At 70.6% G+C, this 21,536-nt stretch carries 20 protein-coding genes and 1 tRNA gene; 13 read left to right on the top strand and 8 right to left on the bottom strand.

Going from position 1 to position 21,536, the window contains the following annotated elements; genetic code table 11:
• Positions 1 to 35: 35 nt before the first annotated feature.
• The 9 genes from IOE58_RS04845 (at position 36) to IOE58_RS04805 (ending at position 11,799) form a co-directional block, all read left to right on the top strand.
• Complete coding sequence (locus IOE58_RS04845) at positions 36 to 932, top strand: phosphatase PAP2 family protein (RefSeq protein ID WP_348981871.1); 897 nt, start codon at positions 36 to 38, stop codon at positions 930 to 932.
• A 101-nt stretch (positions 933 to 1,033) separates the two neighbouring features.
• Entirely contained in the window at positions 1,034 to 3,757 is a 2,724-nt protein-coding gene (gene topA, locus IOE58_RS04840; protein WP_193865279.1) for a type I DNA topoisomerase, read from the top strand.
• Positions 3,758 to 4,033: 276 nt separating this feature from the next.
• On the top strand, positions 4,034 to 5,383 hold the full coding sequence (locus IOE58_RS04835; RefSeq protein WP_193865278.1) for an ABC transporter substrate-binding protein: 1,350 nt from the start codon (positions 4,034 to 4,036) through the stop codon (positions 5,381 to 5,383).
• A complete protein-coding gene (locus IOE58_RS04830; protein WP_193865277.1) occupies positions 5,368 to 6,549 on the top strand; it encodes an ABC transporter permease subunit in 1,182 nt (393 codons plus the stop codon). The genes IOE58_RS04835 and IOE58_RS04830 overlap by 16 nt, the downstream gene beginning before the upstream one ends.
• Positions 6,546 to 7,409, top strand: coding sequence for a carbohydrate ABC transporter permease (locus IOE58_RS04825; RefSeq protein ID WP_193865276.1), 864 nt, complete (start codon positions 6,546 to 6,548; stop codon positions 7,407 to 7,409). The genes IOE58_RS04830 and IOE58_RS04825 overlap by 4 nt, the downstream gene beginning before the upstream one ends.
• 164 nt (positions 7,410 to 7,573) lie before the next feature.
• Positions 7,574 to 8,794 carry an RtcB family protein gene (locus IOE58_RS04820; RefSeq protein WP_193865275.1) on the top strand — a complete coding sequence of 407 codons (1,221 nt, stop codon included), beginning with the start codon at positions 7,574 to 7,576 and terminating at the stop codon, positions 8,792 to 8,794.
• 50 nt (positions 8,795 to 8,844) lie between these two features.
• Complete coding sequence (locus IOE58_RS04815; RefSeq protein ID WP_193865274.1) at positions 8,845 to 9,921, top strand: Gfo/Idh/MocA family protein; 1,077 nt, start codon at positions 8,845 to 8,847, stop codon at positions 9,919 to 9,921.
• The gene (gene tmk / locus IOE58_RS04810) at positions 9,918 to 10,646 is read left to right on the top strand and encodes a dTMP kinase (RefSeq protein WP_193865273.1); all 729 of its coding nucleotides are present in this window, start codon (positions 9,918 to 9,920) and stop codon (positions 10,644 to 10,646) included. Before IOE58_RS04815 ends, tmk begins: the two co-directional genes overlap by 4 nt.
• 13 nt (positions 10,647 to 10,659) lie before the next feature.
• On the top strand, positions 10,660 to 11,799 hold the full coding sequence (locus tag IOE58_RS04805; protein ID WP_193865376.1) for a DNA polymerase III subunit delta': 1,140 nt from the start codon (positions 10,660 to 10,662) through the stop codon (positions 11,797 to 11,799).
• A gap of 12 nt (positions 11,800 to 11,811) precedes the next feature.
• On the opposite strand, the gene IOE58_RS04800 is transcribed toward IOE58_RS04805, so the two are convergent.
• The 4 genes from IOE58_RS04800 to IOE58_RS04785 all read right to left on the bottom strand — a co-directional run bounded on the left by IOE58_RS04800 (position 11,812) and on the right by IOE58_RS04785 (position 14,768).
• The gene (locus tag IOE58_RS04800) at positions 11,812 to 12,690 is read right to left on the bottom strand and encodes a DUF3027 domain-containing protein (RefSeq protein ID WP_193865272.1); all 879 of its coding nucleotides are present in this window, start codon (positions 12,688 to 12,690) and stop codon (positions 11,812 to 11,814) included.
• A gap of 2 nt (positions 12,691 to 12,692) precedes the next feature.
• Positions 12,693 to 13,079 carry a cold-shock protein gene (locus IOE58_RS04795; RefSeq protein WP_017823275.1) on the bottom strand — a complete coding sequence of 129 codons (387 nt, stop codon included), beginning with the start codon at positions 13,077 to 13,079 and terminating at the stop codon, positions 12,693 to 12,695.
• Between the two features lie 187 nt (positions 13,080 to 13,266).
• A complete protein-coding gene (locus tag IOE58_RS04790; protein WP_193865271.1) occupies positions 13,267 to 13,971 on the bottom strand; it encodes an NUDIX hydrolase in 705 nt (234 codons plus the stop codon).
• Positions 13,971 to 14,768: an endonuclease III domain-containing protein gene (locus IOE58_RS04785; protein ID WP_193865270.1), complete on the bottom strand. Its 798-nt coding sequence runs from the start codon at positions 14,766 to 14,768 to the stop codon at positions 13,971 to 13,973. Before IOE58_RS04785 ends, IOE58_RS04790 begins: the two co-directional genes overlap by 1 nt.
• 179 nt (positions 14,769 to 14,947) lie before the next feature.
• Between IOE58_RS04785 and IOE58_RS04780 the strand changes: the two genes are divergently transcribed.
• The gene (locus IOE58_RS04780) at positions 14,948 to 15,625 is read left to right on the top strand and encodes a Crp/Fnr family transcriptional regulator (protein ID WP_311199685.1); all 678 of its coding nucleotides are present in this window, start codon (positions 14,948 to 14,950) and stop codon (positions 15,623 to 15,625) included.
• A 130-nt stretch (positions 15,626 to 15,755) separates the two neighbouring features.
• On the opposite strand, the gene IOE58_RS04775 is transcribed toward IOE58_RS04780, so the two are convergent.
• Genes IOE58_RS04775 through IOE58_RS04760 form a run of 4 tightly spaced genes read right to left on the bottom strand, consistent with a single transcriptional unit; the run spans position 15,756 to position 17,630 of the window.
• The gene (locus IOE58_RS04775) at positions 15,756 to 16,577 is read right to left on the bottom strand and encodes an MBL fold metallo-hydrolase (RefSeq protein ID WP_193865269.1); all 822 of its coding nucleotides are present in this window, start codon (positions 16,575 to 16,577) and stop codon (positions 15,756 to 15,758) included.
• Between the two features lie 3 nt (positions 16,578 to 16,580).
• Entirely contained in the window at positions 16,581 to 17,090 is a 510-nt protein-coding gene (locus IOE58_RS04770) for a RidA family protein (RefSeq protein ID WP_193865268.1), read from the bottom strand.
• Between the two features lie 3 nt (positions 17,091 to 17,093).
• Positions 17,094 to 17,264, bottom strand: a complete 171-nt coding sequence (locus tag IOE58_RS04765) for a Sp36 family protein (RefSeq protein ID WP_017823269.1) — start codon at positions 17,262 to 17,264, stop codon at positions 17,094 to 17,096.
• Between the two features lie 42 nt (positions 17,265 to 17,306).
• Complete coding sequence (locus IOE58_RS04760; RefSeq protein WP_193865267.1) at positions 17,307 to 17,630, bottom strand: WhiB family transcriptional regulator; 324 nt, start codon at positions 17,628 to 17,630, stop codon at positions 17,307 to 17,309.
• Between the two features lie 260 nt (positions 17,631 to 17,890).
• On the opposite strand from IOE58_RS04760, the gene IOE58_RS04755 reads away from it, so the two are divergent.
• From IOE58_RS04755 to IOE58_RS04745, 3 genes are all read left to right on the top strand, one after another.
• The gene (locus IOE58_RS04755) at positions 17,891 to 20,305 is read left to right on the top strand and encodes a penicillin-binding protein (RefSeq protein ID WP_193865266.1); all 2,415 of its coding nucleotides are present in this window, start codon (positions 17,891 to 17,893) and stop codon (positions 20,303 to 20,305) included.
• Between the two features lie 2 nt (positions 20,306 to 20,307).
• Entirely contained in the window at positions 20,308 to 21,243 is a 936-nt protein-coding gene (locus tag IOE58_RS04750; protein ID WP_193865265.1) for a metallophosphoesterase, read from the top strand.
• Positions 21,244 to 21,354: 111 nt separating this feature from the next.
• Positions 21,355 to 21,428: transfer RNA gene (locus IOE58_RS04745), tRNA-Pro, on the top strand.
• Positions 21,429 to 21,536 lie beyond the last annotated feature (108 nt).

The raw sequence follows: 21,536 nt of genomic DNA, 5'->3' as shown, positions 1-21,536 counted from the left end.
CTGCGCGAGCTGCTGCTCACGGGGATGCTCGAGCTGTGAGGCGCGGGCCCGCAGTCCCGGTGCGCCCGGTCGTCAGCGGCCTGCTGGCACTGGCGTTCGCTGCGATGGTGGTCCTGCTGGCCCGGGTGGCGGTGGGCACGGCATCCGGGCAGCGCCTGGACCAGCTCACCCTCAGCGGCGCCCAGCTGGACACCGGCCTCGTCTCCCAGGCAGTGGGTCTGGCGGCCGGAACCGTCAGCCTGCCGGTGGTGCTCGCGGCCCTGGCCTGTGTCGCCGTGATCGCGGTGCTGCGACGGCGCGTGGACCTGCTGATGCCCCTCGGCGTTCTGGTGGGCGGCGCGAACCTCAGCACCCAGGTGATCAAGCACCTGGTGGTCACCCGGGACGTCCTGGGGCCGGGCATCGACATCACACCCAACTCCTTCCCCTCCGGACACACCACGCTGGCGGCCTCCACGGCGGTGGCACTGGTACTGGTGGCCGGCAGGGCACGGGGCCCGGTGGCGGTGCTGGGGACGGTGTGGACCGCGGGTGCGGGCATCGGCACCCTGGCCCTGGGCTGGCACCGCGCCAGTGATGTGGCCGGGGCTATCGCGGTGGTGGCCGCCTGGACCTTCCTGATGCTGGCGGTGGACGGCACGGTGCAGCAGCGTCGGGCCCCCTCCCCCGCCGCTCGGGACCCCCTGCCGCCCGGTGAGGCGTTCATCGCGCTGCTGCTGGCGATGGCCGGGTGCACTGCGCTGGCGCTGGGCGTGGTGGCCCTCACCGCACTGGAGCTGCCGCTGGTGCTGCACGAGCCCGCCCATCAGCAGGCCGCGTACCGCACCACGGTGGCGGTGATCTGCGGCGGGACGGCACTGTGGATGGCGCTGGTGCTGCTGCTGCGCGCCCCGGAACCGCGCAGGAGGACTGCATCGGAGCGTGTACCGTGAACCATCGCCGGGCGGGGAACCCCTCGCCGGCGACCCTGGTCCCCGGTGGCGGACCACGGCGGACGGGCCGCGACGTGCGCGGCGAGGAAGGACGAATCAACGTGACTGGCGGACGGCATCTGGTGATCGTCGAGTCCCCGGCCAAGGCTCGCACCATCGGCCGGTACCTCGGCGACGACTTCGTGGTGCAGGCCTCGGTGGGGCACATCCGCGACATCCCGGTGCCGCGCGACCTGCCGGCGGAGATGAAGAAGGGCCCGTTCGGCCGCTTCGGGGTGGACGTGGACGGCGGCTTCGAGCCGTACTACGTGGTCAGCCCGGAGAAGAAGAAGACGGTCGCCGAGCTGAAGAAGGCCCTCAAGGACGCCGACACCCTCTACCTCGCCACCGATGAGGACCGCGAGGGCGAGGCCATCGCCTGGCACCTGCTGGAGACCCTGAAGCCCAAGAAGGCGCTCCCCGTCAAGCGCATGGTGTTCCACGAGATCACCAAGGACGCCATCCTCGAGGCCCTCGAGAACACCCGCGACATCGACTCCCACCTGGTCGACGCGCAGGAGACCCGCCGCATCCTGGACCGCCTCGTCGGCTTCGAGCTGTCCCCTGTGCTGTGGCGCAAGATCGGCCCGTCGCTGTCCGCTGGGCGCGTGCAGTCCGTGGCCACCCGGCTGGTGGTCGAGCGCGAGCGGGAGCGGATGGCCTTCGTGGCCGCCGACTACTGGGACGTCACCGGTTCCTTCGCCACCGACAGCGCCGCCTTCTCCGCCAAGATCGCCACCGTGGACGGCTCCCGCGTGGCCACCGGCAGCGACTTCGCCGACGACGGCACGCTCACCTCGCGCGCCACGAGCGCCACGGTGCTGACCGAGCAGTCCTCCCGGGAGCTGATCGAGGCCCTCACCGGTGCCCCGGCGGAGGTCACCAAGCTCGAGTCCAAGCCCCACACCCGCCGGCCCGCCCCGCCGTTCACCACCAGCTCCCTGCAGCAGGAGGCCTCCCGCAAGCTGCGGCTCGGGGCCCGCCAGGCGATGCGGGTGGCGCAGTCCCTGTACGAGAACGGCTACATCACCTACATGCGCACCGACTCGGTGGCGCTGTCCAAGGAGGCCATCGCCGCCTCCCGCGGGCAGGCGGCCGAGTTGTACGGCTCCGAGTTCGTGCCCGACAAGCCCCGCTTGTACCGCTCGAAGTCGCAGAACGCGCAGGAGGCCCACGAGGCGATCCGCCCGGCCGGCGACCGCTTCCGCACGCCGGCAGAGGTGGCCGGGCAGCTCAGCGGGGACGAGTTCCGCCTGTACGAGCTGATCTGGAAGCGCACCGTGGCCTCCCAGATGGCCGATGCCAAGGGCACCACCTCCACCGTGGAGCTGGCCCTGGAGCAGAACGGCCGGTCCGCCACCTTCCGCGCGGCCGGCACCGTGATCACCTTCCGCGGCTTCCTGGCCGCGTACGAGGAGGGCCGCGACACCTCCCGCTACGCGGAGGACTCCGACGACAAGCGTCTGCCCCAGATGAGCGAGGGCCAACGCCTGCAGACCCGCGAGCTGACCAGCGACGGCCACACCACCACCCCGCCCCCGCGGTACACGGAGGCCTCCCTGGTGCGGGCACTCGAGGAGCGCGGCATCGGCCGGCCCTCCACCTACGCCTCCACCGTGGCCACCATCCAGGACCGCGGCTACGTGCTGCGTCGGGGTACCGCCCTGGTGCCCAGCTGGACCGCTTTCGCCGTGGTGCGCCTGCTGGAGGAGCACTTCGGCACCTTCGTGGACTACGACTTCACGGCCCACATGGAGCAGCAGCTGGACCGCATGGCGCGCGGCGAGCTGGGACGGGCGGACTACCTGCAGGACTTCTACCGCGGCGACGGCACCTCCGGCCCCATCGGCCTGAAGCCGATGGTGGACGACCTGGGTGACATCGACGCGCGCGAGATCAACTCCATCGCCATCGGCGAGGGCATCACCCTTCGGGTGGGCCGCTACGGCGCCTATGTCGAGCGGCCCGCCCGGGACGAGAACGGCCAGGAGATCGAGGGGGCGGATCCGCAGCGCGCCTCGGTGCCCGACGACATCGCCCCCGACGAGCTCACGGTCGCCAAGGCCCTGGAGCTCCTGGAGCGGCAGAAGGACGACGGCCGGGTGCTGGGCACCGACCCGGAGACCGGGCACGAGCTGATCGCCAAGGACGGTCGCTTCGGCCCCTACGTCACCGAGGTGCTGCCGGAGCCCGAGGCAGCGGAGACCACGAACGGTGCGAAGAAGACCGCCAAGAAGGCGGCGAAGCCCAAGCCCCGCACGGCGAGCCTGCTGAAGTCCATGGACCTGGCGACCGTCACCCTCGAGGACGCCCTGAGGCTGCTGAGCCTGCCCCGCGTGGTGGGCACGACCGAGGACGGCACCGAGATCACGGCCCAGAACGGCCGCTACGGCCCGTACCTCAAGAAGGGCACCGACTCCCGCTCCCTGGAGACCGAGGAGCAGATGTTCACCATCACGATGGAGGAGGCGGAGAAGCTCTACGCCCAGCCCAAGACCCGGGGCCGGGCCGCCGCCAAGCCGCCGCTGAAGGAGCTGGGCACCGATCCCACCAGCGGCAAGCCGATCGTGATCAAGGACGGCCGCTTCGGCGCGTACATCACCGACGGCACCACCAACGTGTCGCTGCGCTCCGGGGAGTCCGTCGAGTCCATCACCGAGCAGATCGCCGTGGACAAGCTGGCCGAGAAGCGGGCCAAGGGGCCGGCCAAGAAGCCCGCCCGTCGCAGCACCGCCCGCAAGACCCCGGCGAAATCGACCACCCGGAAGTCCGCTCCCCAGAAGTAGCCCGCTCCACGACGACACGCAGGTGGCACCGGCCCCGAGGCGGGCCGGTGCTCCCCCTGCGGACGCGCCCCAGCACGGCCGGAGCATTCCTCCTCGTCCGCACCTTGAGACCGAACGAGACCACTGGATGATCGGCTGTGCAGGATTCACCGTGACGACGCTCATATTCATGCATCCGGGTCACGAGGGGGCATCGTTCCGTCAGGCGTTCCATGGTTGGTCACGAAACGGCCGTACGATGGCGGGGACCCCATCAGTGTTGATCAAGGAGTTCACATGCGTCTGAATCCGACTCGTCGCGCCCTCATGGGTGGTGCCGCAGCTGCTTCCGCCCTCGGGCTGGCGAGCTGCCTGCAGAATCCCGACTCCGGTGGCAGCGGCGGTGGTGGCAACGGCAGCGACGGCGGCTCCGCCGGTGGTAGTGGCGATGGCGTCGTCACCATCCTGGGCAACTTCGGCGGTCAGGAGGCCGACGGCTTCAACTCGGCCCTGGCAGCCTTCACGGAGGAGACGGGGATCCAGGTCGAGTACACCTCCGACCAGGCCTTCGTGAACACCATCCGCACCCGCGCCGGCGCCGGTGACGCCCCGGACATCGCCCTGTTCCCCCAGCCGGGCGGCCTTCTCGAGCTCGCCGCCGAGCACATCGCCCCGATCGGCGACTACCTCGACGAGGCCGCACTGAAGGAGAGCCTGATCCCCGGTTTCCTGGAGTCGGCCACCCTGGACGGCACCGTCTACGCCGCACCGGTGCGCCTGGCCGTGAAGTCCCTGGTCTGGTACCCCACTGCGGCGTACACCGAGGGCGGGTACAGCACCGAGCCGGCCACCCTGCAGGAGCTGCTGGCCATCGGTGACGAGATCAAGGCCTCCGGCATCGCCCCCTGGGCGGATGCCTGGAACGCCGATCAGGCCACGGGGTGGGTGGGCACCGACTGGCTGGAGGAGTTCATGCTCCGCATCCACGGCCCCGAGGTGTACGACCAGTGGACCAAGCACGAGATCCCCTTCAACGACCCGAAGGTGGTCCAGGCGCTGGACGAGCTCGGCACGCTGCTGAAGACCGAGGGCAACGTGCTGGGCGGATCGCAGACCATCCTCAACACCCCGTTCTCGGAGGCCGCGCTGCCGCTGTTCGAGGATCCGCCGGCCGCGATGCTGCACCGCCAGGGCAACTTCGTCACCGGCTTCTTCCCCGAGGACATCCAGTCCGACCTCGACAACGCCGTGGGCGTGTTCGCCCTGCCCAAGTGGGAGGGCGGCTTCGACGGCCAGCCGATCCTGGGCGGCGGCGACCTCGCAGCCCTGTTCGCCCGGGACGACGAGGAGGCCATCCAGGTGATGGAGTTCATCACCTCGCCGGACTTCGGCGGCGAGTGGGCGAAGGCGGGCGGCTGGCTGAGCCCGCACTCCACCTTCGACAACTCGCAGTACGCCGATGAGACCACCCGCTCCGTGGCGGACATCGCCTCCAATGCCGAGGTGTTCCGCTTCGACGGCTCGGACCTGATGCCGGGCTCCGTGGGCGGCGGCAGCTTCTGGACCGCGATGGTCGAGTGGATCGGCGGTGACAAGGACTCCCAGACGGTCCTCGACGAGGTGGAGGCCTCGTGGCCGGCGGAGTGACCGCGCCCTCACGCACCGGAGAGCCCGCGCCCGCCTCGGGTGCGGGCTCTCCCGCGCGGTCCCGCAGCGGTTCCCCCGCTCGTCCCCTGAGGATCCTCGTCGGGGTGGTGGGCCTCGCGGTCACCGCGTGGGTGGTGTGCACCGTGTTCCTCGCCTTCGCCTGGTATCCGCAGGCGTTCGGGGGCAGCGACATCCTGATCGGCCTGCTGGGCCTGGTGCTGGGCATCGGCGGCGCGATCGTGTTCTTCCTGTTCCTCAACATGGCGATCGAGGGGCTGCCCTCCCGGCTCAGCGGCGGGGTCATCCCCTACGCCTTCCTGCTGCCGGGGCTGAGCCTGATCGGCCTGATGCTGATCTACCCCACCGCTCAGACGGTGATCTACTCCTTCGCCAACGACCGCTCGACGCAATGGGTGGGTTTCCAGAACTACCAGCGGATCTTCGCCTCCGGTGCGTTCTGGCAGGCACTGCTGAACAACGTGCTGTGGGTGCTGGTGGTGCCGGCGATCACCGTGGCCTTCGGACTGGCGGTCGCCGTCCTGGCGGACAAGCTCTCGGCCCCGGGGGAGAAGACCCCGAAGGCGATGATCTTCCTGCCGATGGCGATCAGCTTCGTGGGGGCCTCGACCATCTGGGGCACGCTCATCTACGCGTACGCCCGGCCCGGTACCGCCCAGACGGGCCTGCTCAACGCGGTGGTCGTCGCTCTCGGGGGCGAGCCGCAGACATGGCTGCAGATCTCCGACTACCGGCTCAACTCGCTGCTGATGATGGTGATCCTGATCTGGCTGCAGACGGGTTTTGCCATGGTGCTGCTGAGCTCGGCCATCAAGGCCGTCCCGGAGGACACCGTGGAGGCCGGCCGCATCGACGGTGCCAGCGAGATGCGGATCTTCTGGCAGATCATCTTTCCGCAGGTGCGGGGCACGGTGATCGCCGTGTTCATCACGATCCTGATCGTGGTGCTGAAGGTGTTCGACATCGTCTACGTGATGACCAACGGCCGCAACAACACCGACGTGATCGCCAATCTGTTCTTCCGCAAGCTGTTCACCGAGCAGAAGGCAGGGGAGGCCTCGGCGGTCGTGGTGGTGCTGCTGATCCTGGGGATGCCGGTGCTGATCTTCCAGGTGATCAGCTTCAAGCGCCAGGAGGGGGGCCGATGACCGGGCGCATGAAGGCCGGCCGCCGCCGTTCCCCCTTCGCGATCGTCACCATGATCCTGCTGGCGATCCTGTGGACGGTCCCCACGCTGGGACTGCTGGTGACCAGCTTCCGCACCCGTGAGGATGCCGCCTCCACCGCGTGGTGGACGGCCCTGTTCAACCCCTTCGGCTCCGGCTGGACGATGGACAACTACACCCAGGTGTTCACCAACACCAATCTGGGCTCCACCCTGATCAACTCGATCGTGGTGGCGGTCCCGGCCACGGTGCTGCCGATCATGTTCGCGGCCTTCGCGGCGTACGCGTTCACGTTCATCAAGTTCCGCGGCAAGGAGATCCTGTTCATCCTGATCGTGGCGCTGATGGTGGTGCCGATCCAGGTGGCGTTCCAGCCCATGCTGAACCTGCTGGGCCCGCGCGGTCTGGGCATCTCCGGCGAGTTCGTGGCGGTGTGGCTGCTGCACACCGGGTTCGGCATGCCGCTGGCGATCTACATCCTGCGCAACTACATGACGGGCCTTCCCGGTTCGCTCATCGAGAGCGCGAAGATCGCCGGCGCCTCGCACTACCAGACGTTCTGGCGCCTGGTGGCACCCCTCTCCTTGCCGGCGATCGCCGCGTTCGCCACCCTGCAGTTCCTGTGGGTGTGGAACGACCTGCTGATCGCCAAGCTGTTCCTGGGCGGCGGTTCCAACACCACGATCATCGTGGCGCTGCAGAACCTGCTGGGCACCCAGGGCCAGGGCGCCGAGTTGCTGACCGCCGGTGCGTTCATCTCCATGCTGGTCCCGCTGATCGTGTTCTTCTCGCTGCAGAACTTCCTGGTGCGAGGCATGACCGCGGGCTCGGTGAAGGGATGACCTGACCAGGAATAATCCCGTGCGCGCGCATCGGGGACCCTCTAGGGTTCCCGGTGCGCGCTGCTGTGTGCGCACGACCGCCGGGCCGTTCCCCGTCCTGCACCGTCACCGGGCCCTCCCGCCCGGGTGCGGCGAGTGGACGGCCACGCGAGCATGAGAGGACCATGACCATCCAGCGCATCACCGACGAGCTCTACAACTGGGCCAGCGTCCTGGACGAGGCCACCCTCGAACAAGCCCGCACCACCGCGGGCATGCCCTTCGTGCCCCCGCACCTGGCGTCGATGCCGGATGCCCACCTGGGCAAGGGTGCGACCGTCGGCTCCGTCATCCCCACCGATCGGGCGATCATCCCGGCGGCCGTCGGCGTGGACATCGGCTGCGGGATGATCGCGGTGCGCACCCAGTGGACCCAGGAGCAGGTGCGCGAAGCCGGCGCCCTGGTGGGGCTGCGCACGGGAATCGAGGATCGCGTGCCGGTCTCGGCGGGGAAGTACAACCGGCGCCTCACCGCGAGGGCGACGCGCCGTGTCGAGCTGCTGGAGGCGCGGTACCACCAGCTGTTGGAGGAGTACCACGCGACCTGGGTCTCGAGCGCGCCGGTCATTCCCGGTCCGGACGGCCACGCCGAGAACTGGCGTCTGCAGCTGGGCACCCTCGGCTCCGGCAACCACTTCATCGAGATCACGGTGGACGAGGAGGACAGGGTGTGGGCGTTCCTGCACTCGGGATCCCGCGGCGTGGGCAACCGGATCGCCCAGCACCACATCAAGGTCGCCACCCAGCGCTGCCGCAGGGAGGGCATCGAGCTGCCGGACCGCGACCTGGCTCACCTGGCCGAGGGGACCGCGGAGTTCGACCACTACATCGCCGAGCTGCTGTGGGCCCAGGACTTCGCCCGGGAGAACCGTGAGGAGATGATGGACCGCACCCTGGACGCCCTGGGCGAGCACATGGGCGCCCCCGCCGAGAGGTTCGAGGAGGTCAACTGCCACCACAACTTCACGCAGCGCGAACAGCACTTCGGCAAGGAGCTGTGGATCTCCCGCAAGGGGGCGATCTCCGCCCGTAAGGGCGAGATGGGCCTGATCCCGGAATCCATGGGCACGGCGTCCTACGTGGTGCGGGGACTGGGCAACCCCATGGCCTTCCACTCCTCGCCTCACGGTGCGGGACGCAGCTACTCGCGGTCCCGGGCCAGGAGGACCTTCACCCTCGAGCAGCTGCGCGAGGCGATGAAGGGCATCGAGTACCGCGACACCGACGTGTTCATCGACGAGATCCCCGCGGCCTACAAGGACATCGATCAGGTGATGGCCGATGCCGCCGATCTGGTCGAGGTGGTGCACCGCTTCGCCCAGATCGTGAACGTCAAGGGCGACTGACCGGGGCCAGTCCGTGCCCGCTTGTCGGAGCCGGTCGGTAGATTGGGGGCATGACTTCCACCTCCGGTCACGGGGACCCCGGCTCCGAGGGCGCACTGCGCCTGCCGGAGCCGCTCAGCCCCGATCCGTCCACCGCGCCCGGCCTGCGGTGGGGGCTGATCTCCCCCGGTCACATCGCGGATCAGTTCACCGCGACGGCGCACCGGGCCACGGCCTCCCGGGTCGTCTCGGTCTGCTCCCGTTCGCAGGAGCGCGCCGAGGCGTTCGCCGCCGAGCATGGGGCCACCGGCGCCTTCGACTCGCCCCGGGCGATGCTGGAAGCCGGTGGGATCGACGTGGTCTACGTGGCCTCCCCCCACGCCCAGCACCACGCGTACGCACGCGCGGTGCTGGAGGCCGGCGTGCCGGTGGTGGTGGAGAAGGCCTTCACGCTGAACCGCCCCGAGGCCGAGGATCTGCTGGAGCTGGCCGCGCAGCACCGTCTGTTCGCGATGGAGGCGATGTGGGCGCGCTTCCTGCCGCAGTACGACGTGCTGCGCCAGGTGCTCTCCTCCGGTCTGCTGGGCACGATCGTCGAGGTCTCAGCAGAGCACGGCCAGTGGTTCCCCGAGGATGCACACCACCGCCTGTACGACCCTGCCCTGGGGGGCGGCGCACTGCTGGACCTGGGCGTGTACCCGCTCTCCTTCGCCCAGATGGTGGTGGGGGACCTGACGGACCCGGTGATCCAGGGCGATCTCGCCTTCACCGGTGTAGACGCCTACGTGGGCCTGCTGGCCCGTGGCACACGGGGCGGTCGAGCCCGCATCGCCACCACCCTGAACGCCCGGATGCCCAACGAGGCCGTGGTCACCGGCACGGAGGGCACGGCGCGCCTCACCGGTCCGTTCTACGCCCCGGGCACCCTGACCGTCTCGCTGCGGGACGGCCGCAGTGCGCGCTTCGAGCATCCCGGGGCGCCGGGGGACGGCATGGCCTACGAGATCGCCGAGGCCGCCCGCCGGATCAGCGCGGGCGAGCTGCAATCCCCCTGGATGAGCTGGGAGGACACCCTGTCGGTGATGGGAACCATGGATGCCGCCCGCGCCGCGCTCGGCGTCACCTACCCAGGAGAGGTTGCCGCATGAACGTCCTGGACTCCACCTCGCTGCGGATCCCCCAGCCCCACCCGCCCCGTCGCGGGGTGTTCATCTCCTTCGAGGGCGGTGACGGCGCCGGGAAGACCACGCAGATGGCGATGCTGGGACAGCACCTGGTGCAGGAGCGGCACGTCTCGGAGGATCTGGTGCTCACCACCCGCGAACCGGGGGGCACCGAGCTGGGCGAGCAGATCCGCCAGCTGCTCCTGCACGGGGAGCACGTCAACGAGCGCGCCGAGGCCCTGCTGTACGCCGCCGATCGCGCCCACCACATCGCCACTGTGGTGCGTCCCCACCTGGCTCGCGGCGGCCTGGTGCTGAGCGACCGCTACCTGGACTCCTCCATCGCCTACCAGGGTGCCGGCCGGAATCTGGACCCCTCCCAGATCGGGGCACTGTCCCTGTGGGCCACCGAGGGCCTGTTGCCGGACCGCACCATCCTGCTGGACCTCCCCCCCGATGTGCTGGACCAGCGGCGGGACGCCCAGGACCAGGACCGCCTCGAGCTGGCCGGGCTGGAGTTCCATGCGGCGGTGCGCTCCACTTTCCTGGACATGGCCCGGGTAGAGCCGGAGCGGTTCCGGGTGATCGACGGCACCCAGCCCCGGGAGGCGGTGCACGCACAGGTGCTGGAGGCCGTGGCCGAGGTGCTCGCCCGCTTCGACCCCACCTTCGATCCTGCTGACCCACCTGCCCACCGTGACGAGCAGTGAGGGCAGGCCCCCGGTGAGCGTCTGGGACGACGTGGTGGGCCAGGAGCAGGCGGTCGCGCAGTTCCAGCGCGCCGCCTCCCCGGAGGGCTCGCTCGCGCAGGCATGGCTGATCACCGGACCGCCCGGATCGGGCCGCTCCACGGCGGCCCGCGCATTCGCCGCCACCCTGCAGTGCGAGCACGCCACCGGATGCGGGGCCTGCCAGGCCTGCCGCACCGTGTTGGCGAACACCCATCCCGACGCCACGGTGGTGGCCACGGACAAGCTCTCGATCTCCAAGGACGACGTGCGCGCCCTGGTGCTCACCGCGCAGCGCGCCCCCGCTACGGGTCGTCACCGCGTGATCGTGGTGGAGGATGCCGACAGGATGAGCGCAGGCACCTTCAACGTGCTGCTGAAGTCGATCGAGGAGCCTCCCCCGGCCACGGTGTGGATGCTGTGCGCGCCGTCGGCGGAGGATCTCGCCCCCACCATCAGGTCGCGCTGCCGGTTGGTCACCCTGGCGGTGCCGTCTGCGCAGGTGGTGGCGGAGCTGCTGGTGCGTCGGAACGACGTGGAGCCGCAGCTGGCGGAGCGCTCCGCACGTGCGGCCCAGGGGCACATCGGGCTGGCCCTGCGCTATGCCACGCAGGAGGGCGCCCTGGATGCCCGGGAGGAGTCCGCGCGCACCCTGCTGGGGCTGCGGGGCGCCGGGGAGGCGGTGCTGGCGGCCCAGGCGCTGGTCGAGCGCGCCACCGCGGAGGCCAAGACCCACGCCGACGCGGTGGCCGAGGAGGACCGTGCGGCCTTCATGCGCTCCGCCGGTATCGAGGACGGCAAGGTCCCGCCGTCACTGCGCTCGCAGATGAAGCAGCTGGAGGAGGATGCCCAGCGCAGGCAGACCCGCCTGGTCCGCGATGTCCTGGACCGCTACCTGCTGGATGCCCACTCCGTGCTGCGGGATGTGCTGAGCGTGCAGAGCGGCTCCGGCGGTGAGATGGTCAACCCGGGCGTGGAGGCGGAGATCCGTCGCGCGGCCGGAACCGGCGAGGGCCGCATCACGCTGGGGCTGCTGGAAGCGGTGCAGGAGGCACGCGCGCGCATTGCCGGCAATGTGCCGCCGCTGCTGGCCATCGAGGCGCTGCTGGCGCGGGTGGCGGTGTCCCAGCGCTGAGCGCGCCGGGGCTCAGTCGCCCTTCGGCCCCTCGTCCGTCGGAGCCTCGGCAGCGCCGATCGCGCCTTCACCGGCCTCGGCCGTCGGGGACTGCGCCTGCTTCTGGTACTCGACGTCGAGCTCATCGAGGACCACCCCGGTGGCTCGCGGGATCTCGCGGTCGCCGTCGTCCTTGCCGGTCTCCGAATGGGCGCCGCAGCCGTAGCCGAGGTGGACGACGCGGCCGTCGGCGGGGGACCACTCGTTGGTGCACACCCCGAACTCGTGGCGCAGGGATCCATCCAGCTTCGAAAGGAACCCGCAGCTGGCGCAGTTCGCGGTCACGGTGCCACGACGACGGCGCTGCGAGGTGGGCCGGGGCCCGAACTCCCCCTCGGCCCACCGCTCGGCTGCATCGGCCCGGCCCTCGGGCGAGAGCACGCGCACCCGGCCCAGGCCCAGCTCCCAGTTCGCCACGCGGTCGGCATCCTCGTCGCCGGTGTTCTCGTAGCCGTGCTCGAGGCGCTCGTCGTACTCCCTGTACGGCATGAGGTCGTCGGCACCGACGTCCTCCGGCTTCAGACGCTCCGACCAGGGCTCCCAGTCAGGGGCCAGCAGCGCACCCTCCCCGGGCAGCAGCGCAGTCTCGGCCACGGTGGCGCTCTTGGCGCGCGGGGCACGCACCAGGATCGCCACCCACGACCAGCCGCGGTACCCGGGCATCATGCAGTCGAACACGTGGGTGACCACGCGATCGCCGCTGGCCTCCGCCCGCAGGTGCTCACCGACCTGACCGGGCTCGGTGACCTCCTCGAGAGCCGCACGCGCGAGGTCGACGGCCTCGGCGGCGATCGCATCGAGCTTCGGGCGGGCACTCCTGGAGCGGCGCGGGGTGCTGGTGGCGGAGGTCATGCTCAGGCCTCGAAACTGTCGGCGACGGCTCGCAGCACGGTGGAGATCTTCTGCGCGTGACCGCGATCGGGGTAGCGGCCCTTGCGCAGGCCGTTGGAGGCATCGTCCAGCAGGCGGATCAGATCCTCCACCATCACCGCCATGTCGTCCGGCTTCGGTCGACGCGCGCGGCTCACCGAGGGAGCCGGCTCCATCAGCTGCAGGGAGAGGACCTGGGGGCCGCGACGGCCGTCGACCATGTCGAACTCCACCCGGGCACCGGGGCGCAGGGTGGCCACCCCGTCCGGCAGGTTCGAGGCATGCACGTAGACGCTCTGGCCGTCCTCGTCATCGAGGATGAAGCCGAACCCCTTCTCGGCGTCGTAGAACTTCACCTTGCCGCGTGGCACGTGGATCCCGCCTTGTCTGCTGTCGTGGGACTGGTGGTCCTGAAGGAACCGGTGGGCAGTCGCCTGGCACTGCGCACGGGGTGCGCGGATGCGGGCATGCTCGCCGGGCGCCGGGGGTCCGGCGACGCTCAAGTCTACAGCCCGCCTCCCACGATCGGGGGGCGGTGATGGGAGCGAGGCCGGGTTCTCAGTTCCTGCGGCGCTCCGGCGGGATCTGCCGCACCGGGGCGTCCCAGGGCACGGGGTCCAGTCCCAGGCCCGCCAGCATCTGCTCGATGATCATCGCGGTGAAGCCCCATACGAACGCGTCGTCGGGCAGGTCGAACACCGGACCGACGGGTCGGTCATCCAGCAGTCCTCGGTAGCGACGGGCGGGATCGGTGAGGGAGCCCTCACCGGTGAGCCGTGCCCACACCACGCGCTCCACCTCCACCGGGTCCTGCGCGCGCAGCGGGGGCCTGGTGGGCGTCCACGCCAGCACCGGGGTGACGTGCTGGGAGCGCCACGGCATGGGGATCGCGGCGAAGGCACCGAGCACGGTCACCTCCCGCGGGTCCAGCCCCGTCTCCTCCTGCGCCTCGCGCAGCGCGGTGTGCACCTCGTCGCGGTCACCCGGGTCCACCCCTCCGCCGGGCAGGGCGAACTGGCCGGGCTGGGAGCGCAGGCAGTGCCCCCGCTCCTCCAGCACCAGCTGCGAGTCCTCCAGATCGGTGCCGGCCACGAGCAGCAGCACGGAGCTGCGACGAGGGGGCCGGGACGCAGCCAGCTGCGACCGGGCGTCACGGGAACGGTCCAGCAGCACCTCTCCCCCGCGACCGGCGCGCGCAGCGAGCTCGCTCAGGAACCCGGGGTGGCCCACCCGGGCAGCCGCGCGCTCCTGACCCTCCCCCATCAGGCCACCTCCGCGCTGGGGCAGATGTCGGCCAGCACGCAGCGACCGCACTGCGGCGCACGCGCCAGGCACACGCGGCGCCCGTGCAGGATCAGCCGCAGATGCAGGGCCGTCAGGTCGGTCCGCTGCCCGTCGGCGCCCTCTCCACCTGCGGCGGCTTCCTGCTCCACCCGGGCCACCACGGCGGTCTCCACCTTCACCGGGTCCTTCGCCTCGGTCCAGCCCAACCGCCGGGCGAGGCGGCCGACGTGGGTGTCCACCGCCAGCAGGGAGTGGCCGAACCAGGCACCGCGCACCACGTAGGCAGTCTTCCTGCCGACGCCCGGCAGCGCCTCGAGCGCCTTCTGGTCATCGGGCACCTCGCCGGCGTGGTCGCGCACGAGGTCCTGGGCCAGCCCGATGATGCGGCCGGCCCGGGTGCCCCCCATGCCGAGCGGGCGCAGCAGGGCGGCCACCTGCTCCTCGTCAGCACCGGCGAGTGCGGCGGCATCGGGCCAGCGCGAGAACAGCTCGGGGGTCAGGGAGTTGACCCGCACGTCGGTGGTCTGGGCCGAGAGGACTGTGGCGACCAGGAGCTCGAATGCGTCCCGATGATCGAGCTCGGTGCGGGCTGCGGGGTACTCCTGGCCAAGCCGGGCATGCACCTCGGCGACGGGGGCCGGCGCCTTGGCAGCGGGCGCCTTTCGCGCGGGCTGCTTCCGCGTCGGCACCTTCCGCGCGGGCCGCTTCTGCAGGCTCTCGTCCTGCGCGTCCGGGCTCGCGGACCCGCGAGAGGCACGCCTGCCCGTTGATGACATGGTGATCAGTGCTCCTGGGGTGTTTCGAGGGCCCGTCTCGGCGGGTGAACCGGAACCGGACCCGAAGACGCGGTAGCCTGTGAGCATCGTGTGATCACTGCCACCGTGCGCGACGGCAGCGGTCACGATGAGTAGACCAGATCGGCCCCGGCGCCCGGGGCCCACCCTCAGGAGGTTCCGTGGACGAGAACATCGTACGGTCGTCGCCGCTGTTCGCCGCGCTCGACGAGGACGGCAAGCAGGCCGTGCTCGCGTCGATGTCGCAGGAGGACTACCACCGCAGCGCCGTCATCTTCCGCGAGGGGGATCCCGGCGATCGCCTGTTCATCATCGGCACCGGAAAGGTGAAGGTGGGCCACGCCTCCGGCGACGGCCGCGAGAACCTGCTGGCCGTGCTGGGCCCGGGCGAGACCCTCGGCGAGCTCTCCCTGTTCGATCCGGCTCCCCGCAACGCCACGGCCACCGCGGTGGCCGAGTCCACCCTGTACTCGCTGACCCAGCAGGACCTGTACCGGGTCCTGGCCCAGCGCCCGGAGGTGGGCCGCCACCTGCTGGCCTCCCTCGCGCGGCGTCTGCGCAAGACCAACGAGTCGCTGGCGGACCTGGTCTTCGCCGACGTGCCGGGTCGCGTGGCCAAGAACCTGCTGGATCTCGCGCAGCGCTTCGGACGTCAGACCGACGACGGCGTGATGGTGGCCCACGGGCTCACTCAGGAGGAGCTGGCGCAGCTGGTCGGCGCTTCCCGCGAGACCGTGAACAAGGCCCTGGCGGACTTCGCCTCCCGCGGCTGGATCCGCCTGGAGGCCCGCGCGGTGCTGCTGCAGGACATCGAGCGCCTGCGCCGCCGCGCCCGCTGATCCCCACGAGCACGACGACGGCGCGTCCCCGGCATCCGGGGGCGCGCCGTCATCGCATCCGGTGGCGAAGCGACCTCAGGCGCTCGAGCCCACCGGTGAGCCCACCGGGGCCGCGCGCGGACCTGGCTCCTCAGCCGTTCTGACCCAGGTGGTCGAGCGTGGCCCGGAGGTTCCAGCGGGCAGCCTTCTCGAGCTGATCAGGAAGGTCGGCCCCGTACACGACGCGCAGCAGACGGTCCATCGTCAGGATCCCCGCGGTGCGGGCACGGCGCACCTGCTCGATGCGCTCCTGGCGGTGAGCGATGGCCTTCTCGATCGCCTCCAGCGCCTCGAGCGGCGAGAGGTACGGCTCGCCGTGGCCCGGGTACAGGGACGAGACGCGCCCGTCCGATGTCATCGCACGCAGGATCGCGAGGGACTGCAGGTACTCGCCCAGGTCCCCGCCGTGGTCAGGGACGATCACGGTGGAGGAGCCCCCCAGCAGGGTGTCACCGGTGAGCATCCTGCCGCCCTCCACCAGCACTCCGACGGAATCGGCGGTGTGCCCGGGAAGATGGATCACGTGCCCGGCGGTGCCCCTGTCACCGTCCAGCACGGCCGGCAGGGGCCGTGACCCGGCCACGGTTCGCTGATCGGCCGCCCACAGGGGGACGTCCCGACCGGTGCGGGCGGAGAGCTGCCGGGCCAGGGTGGCGGCACCGGCAGCGTGGTCAGCATGGTGGTGGGTGACCAGCACACCCATCGGCTGCGCGTCGGCCCCGCAGGCCAGCAGCACATCGGCCAGGTGCTCAGGGTCCTTCGGGCCCGGGTCCACGACCCACACCTGGGCGCCGTCCCGCAGCACGTAGGTGCAGGTGCCCGTCAGGGTCATCGGGCCCGGGTTGGGCGCTCGCAGCGTGATCAGCTCGACGCCGGGGGCCTCCGGGTCTCGGTCCGGGTACTGCTCGGACACGGCTCAGGTGGTCCGCTGGATCTCGACCTGCAGCTCGAGCTCCACCGGGGCATCCAGCGGGAGAGCGGCGACCCCGACGGCGCTGCGTGCATGGGAGCCGCGCTCGCCGAACAGCTCGCCCAGCAGCTCGCTGGCGCCGTTGATGACGGCGGGCTGAGCGGTGAACGAGGGATCCGAGGCGACGAAACCGGTCAGCCTCACCACCTGCGCGATCTGGTCCAGCGATCCCACCAGGTCCTCGATCGCGGCCAGAGCGTTGAGGGCGCAGGTGGCGGCGAGCTCGGCCGCCTGCTCCGCAGTGACCTCCGCACCCACCTTGCCGGTGCGCGGCAGCTCGCCGTCCACGAAGGGCAGCTGGCCGGAGGTGAGCACGTGGTCACCGGTGCGCACGGCCGGCACATAGGCGGCCACAGGCGCGGCCACGCCGGGAAGCTCCAGGCCCAGCTCGGACAGGCGCTGGCGGATGCGGGAGCCGTCGGACGCGGCGGAGGGGGGCGTGGCGGGAACGGTCATCGATCAGCCCTCCGAAAGCGGCCGCTTGAGGTACGCGACCAGGGACTCGGGGTTGGGGCCGGGCACCACCTGCACCAGCTCCCATCCCTCCTCGCCGTAGTTGTCGAGGATCTGCTTGGTGGCGTGGATCAGCAGCGGAACGGTCAGGTATTCCCAGCGGGTGTAGGTGCTCATGGGGCGAAGCCTACCGGCCGTGGAGCCCCTGGGCGGAGGCGGTCACATGCCGCCGGCGGCGGCGCGACGTGCGGCGAAGGTGAGCGCGGCACCCCAGTCGCTGACGTCGGGGTGGCGGCGCAGCAGGCGCCGACGCTCACGCTCGGTCATCCCGCCCCACACACCGAAGTCGATGCGGTTCTCCAGCGCGTCCACCAGGCACTGGGTGCGCACCGGGCAGCCACCGCAGGCCGTCTTGACGGCATGCTGCTCGGCCCCCTGGACGAAGAATTCGTCCGGGTCCATGGTGGCGCAGGCTCCACGAGCAGCCCAGCTGCGGTCCTCGCCCTCCCCGAGCGCCCGCGCAGTCGTCACCCCTACGGTCATGTCAGTCCCCTTCCGAATCCTCGTCGACCCGTGAGTTCCTCCCACATCGTAGGGACCAGGTGCGACACTCGCCAAACCTCCATGCCACGCCGGGGATCCTGTGGTATGCCGCAGCGCTCTCGGCGGCTGGCTCCGCGTGGCGTTCCGGGGGTGCCCCCTTGCTCGACCTCGCGTGCCGACAGCCATGGGCTTCGTGAAGATTTCGCCAGGACGTGTCCTGCTTCATGGAACCGGCCCGGGCCTGCCCGTACTGTGGGTTCATGGCCACTTCCTCGCCCAGCCGCCCCGCACAGCGGCGCTCACTGCCCGCCGCGCTGGCGCAGACCCTCTACCTGCTGCTGGGGATCATCGCCGTGGCAGGCCTGGGCGGCGTGCTGCTGGCCGCGTTCTTCCTGCCGGCGGTCTCGGCCACTTCCGCCGTGGCCGAGGACGGCGTGGCCCTGTTCGAGTCCTACCCCTCCGAGCTGGAGGTGGCACCGCTGAACGAAGCCAGCCGCATCGAGGCGGCCGACGGCTCCCTGCTGGCCACCTTCTACACCGAGAACCGGATCATGGTGCCGTTGGAGGAGATCTCCCCGCACATGCAGCACGCGGTGATCGCGGTGGAGGACCGCCGGTTCTACGAGCACGGCGGCGTGGACCCGCGCGGCCTCACCCGTGCCTTCCTGTCCAATTCGGTGGGCGGCGCCACCCAGGGCGGCTCCACCCTCACCCAGCAGTACGTCAAGAACGCCCTGCTGATGGACGCCGTGCAGCGCGGCGACCAGGAGGACATCGAGGCCGCCACCGAGACCACCTACGGGCGCAAGCTGCGCGAGGCCAAGCTCGCCATCTCGCTGGAGAAGAAGTGGGACAAGGACGAGATCCTCAACGGCTACCTGAACGTCGCCCAGTTCGGGCCGTCCCAGTACGGCGTGGAGACGGCCTCGCAGCACTACTTCTCCAAGAGCGCGAAGGATCTCAACCCCGGCGAGGCCGCGATGCTGGCGGGCATCACCAACGGCCCCAACCAGTACGACCCGGTGGCCCACCCCGAGGCGGGGGAGAAAAGACGCAATGAGGTGCTGGGGGACATGCACCGCGAGGGCTACATCACCGATGAGGAGTACGAGCAGTACCGCACCCAGCCGGTCGAGGAGATGCTGAAGATCCAGGAGGTGCGGGCCGGCTGCGCCGACGCCGGCCGCAGCGGGTTCTTCTGCGACTACGTCACCCGCACCCTGCTGAACGACCCGGAGTTCGCCCCCACCTACGAGGAGCGCCGCAAGCTGCTCTACGGCGGCGGGCTCACCATCCGCACCACGCTGGATCCGGCCAAGCAGAAGGCCGCCGAGGACATCCTGCAGCGAAGGGTGCCGGCCGATGCCGGCCACGGCTTCGGCCACTCGATCGTGACGGTGGAGCCGGGCACCGGCAAGATCCTGGTGATGGCGCAGAACCGCACCTTCAATCCCCACCAGGAGATCGGCCCGGGTGAGACGGCCATCAACTACAACGTGCCCAACGCCCTGGGGGGCTCCAACGGCTTCCCCGTCGGCTCGACCTTCAAGCCCTTCGTGCTGCACGAGTGGATCAAGAGCGGCCGCAGCATCTACGACACCGTCTCCACCGGGCGGGAGGAGATGAAGGAGTTCCCCGCCACGTGCCTGGGCAGCGGAGCCTGGCGCGAGAACCCCGGGTACAACCCCGACAACGCAGTCTCGGTGAAGCTGCAGCCCATGGAGACGGTGCTGAACTCCACCAAGTTCTCCGTCAACACCAGCTACGCCAACATGGCCCGTCAGCTGGACCTGTGCGACATCGCCGAGACCGCCCGCTCCGTGGGCGCTGTGCCGGCCACGCACAACCCCTACGACCAGGCCACCTGGGATGCCCCGATCGAGGACATCTACAAGACGGAGCTCGCCCCCTCCGTGGTGGTGCTCGGTGAGCTGCGGATCTCCGCCCTGGACATGGCCGGGGCCTACGCCACCTACGCATCAGGCGGCACGTACTGCCGCCCCCAGGCGGTCACCGAGGTGATCGACCGCAACGGGGAGCCGATGCCCATCACCGGCGCCCAGTGCGAGCAGCGCATGGACAAGGAGGACGCCGACACCATGGCGTGGGTGCTCCAGCAGGACCTCGAGGACCCGCGCGCCACAGGCAAGGGCCGCACGATCCCCGGCCACCCCGCGGGCGGCAAGACCGGAACCTCCAATCAGCAGTTCCACACCTGGTACGTGGGCTTCACCCGCCAGATGTCCACCGCCGTGTGGTTCGGCCACCCGCAGGCCAACAAGCGCCCCGAGGGCTTCAACGTCGACGACACCTACCTGCGCCAAGGCAAGGTGTGGGGCAACACCGTCTCCCTGCCCACCTGGCAGGAGTACATGACGGCGGCCCACGAGGGCCTGCCCGCCGAGGCCTTCCCTCCGGCTCCGGCGCGGCCCACTCCCCCGGGCCCGGGCCAGGTGGGAGAGGTGACACCTGGCACCGTGCCCAACGTCGCGGGCATGTACCTCTCCCAGGCACAGACCGCGGTCGAGCAGGCGGGCTACCGCGTGGAGGTGCGTCGTGAGCCGTCGGACTCCGTGGGCCAGTGGTTCGTGATCGGCACTGACCCTGCCCCTGGCACCGCCCTGCCCGCGGGCAGCACCGTGACCATCCGCCAGTCGACCGGCCGGGAGGGCTGAGCGTGCGCGCAACGACGGTGGCGGCGACGCTGGGCGGGCTGGGTGCCGTGAGCGCTGCGGCCGCCCACGTCTGGGCCCGGCACATCGAGATCCACCGGTACACCCTGCGCGAGGTGGAGCTGGGCATTCTCCCGGCCGGGGCGCGCACGATCAGGCTGCTGCACATCAGCGACATCCACCTGATGCCGGATCAGGAGCGCAAACTGGCGTTCCTGCGGCACCTCGAGACCCTGCGCCCGCATCTGGTGATCGACACGGGCGACAACATCGCCTCGGCGGCCTCGGTGCCGGTGCTGGCCGAGGCCATCGAGCCGCTGCTGCGCCGCCCCGGGGCGTTCGTGATGGGCTCGAACGACATGTACGCGCCCTCCCCCAAGAACCCGCTGCGGTACTTCCTGCCCGATGCCCGCCCTGAGGGCTTCACCGAGCGTGAGGACGTGGAGCTGCCCACGGAGGAGCTGGCCGGGCGACTCTCCGCCTTCGGCTGGAAGGACCTCACCAACAGCCGTGGCCGGATCGAGCTGGGCGGTCTCGAGGTCCAGCTGGTGGGGGTCGACGATCCTCACCTCGAGCGCGACGAGATGCCTCCCCCGCAGGACGCTTCCCCGCCCGAGCACGGCCGGGTGCTGCGCCTGGGCGTGGCCCACGCCCCCTACCGTCGGGTGCTCGATGCCTTTGCCCGCGACGGCTCCGATCTGATCCTGGCCGGTCACACCCACGGCGGGCAGCTGCGCATCCCCGGCGTCGGCGCGCTGGTCACCAACTGCGACCTGCCGCGGTCGCAGGCGCGGGGACTGTCCACCTGGCGGGGGGTGCCGCTGAACGTGAGCGCAGGCATGGGCGCCAGCCCCTATTCGAACTACCGCTTCGCCACCCCTCCGGAGGCGAGCTTGATCACGTTGCGGGCCCCGCGCGCTGAATCGCCTGACCAGCGGTAGGAAACGCCTGTTAGAGTTGCTCCTCGGTGACGCGCTCATCGCGTCGACCTGACAGCTCCTCCCCTTCGAGCAGGAGCCGAACTGGTCGACCGCAGCAGAGCGGGGAGCTCTCGGGGTGTGGCGCAGCTTGGTAGCGCGCTTCGTTCGGGACGAAGAGGTCGCAGGTTCAAATCCTGTCACCCCGACCGGTCGACGGCTCCGGTGCAGATCTGCACCGGAGCCGTTCTCGTTCTTTCGCGGCACCGACCATCCAGCGGCACCCACCATCCAGCGGCATCCACCATCCAGGGATG

Origin of the sequence: Brachybacterium epidermidis, assembly GCF_015209585.1 — a bacterium.
Taxonomy (GTDB): Bacteria; Actinomycetota; Actinomycetes; order Actinomycetales; family Dermabacteraceae; genus Brachybacterium; species Brachybacterium epidermidis.
Note: the sequence above shows the minus strand (reverse complement) of the source record. Positions and strands in the feature narration are given on the sequence as shown.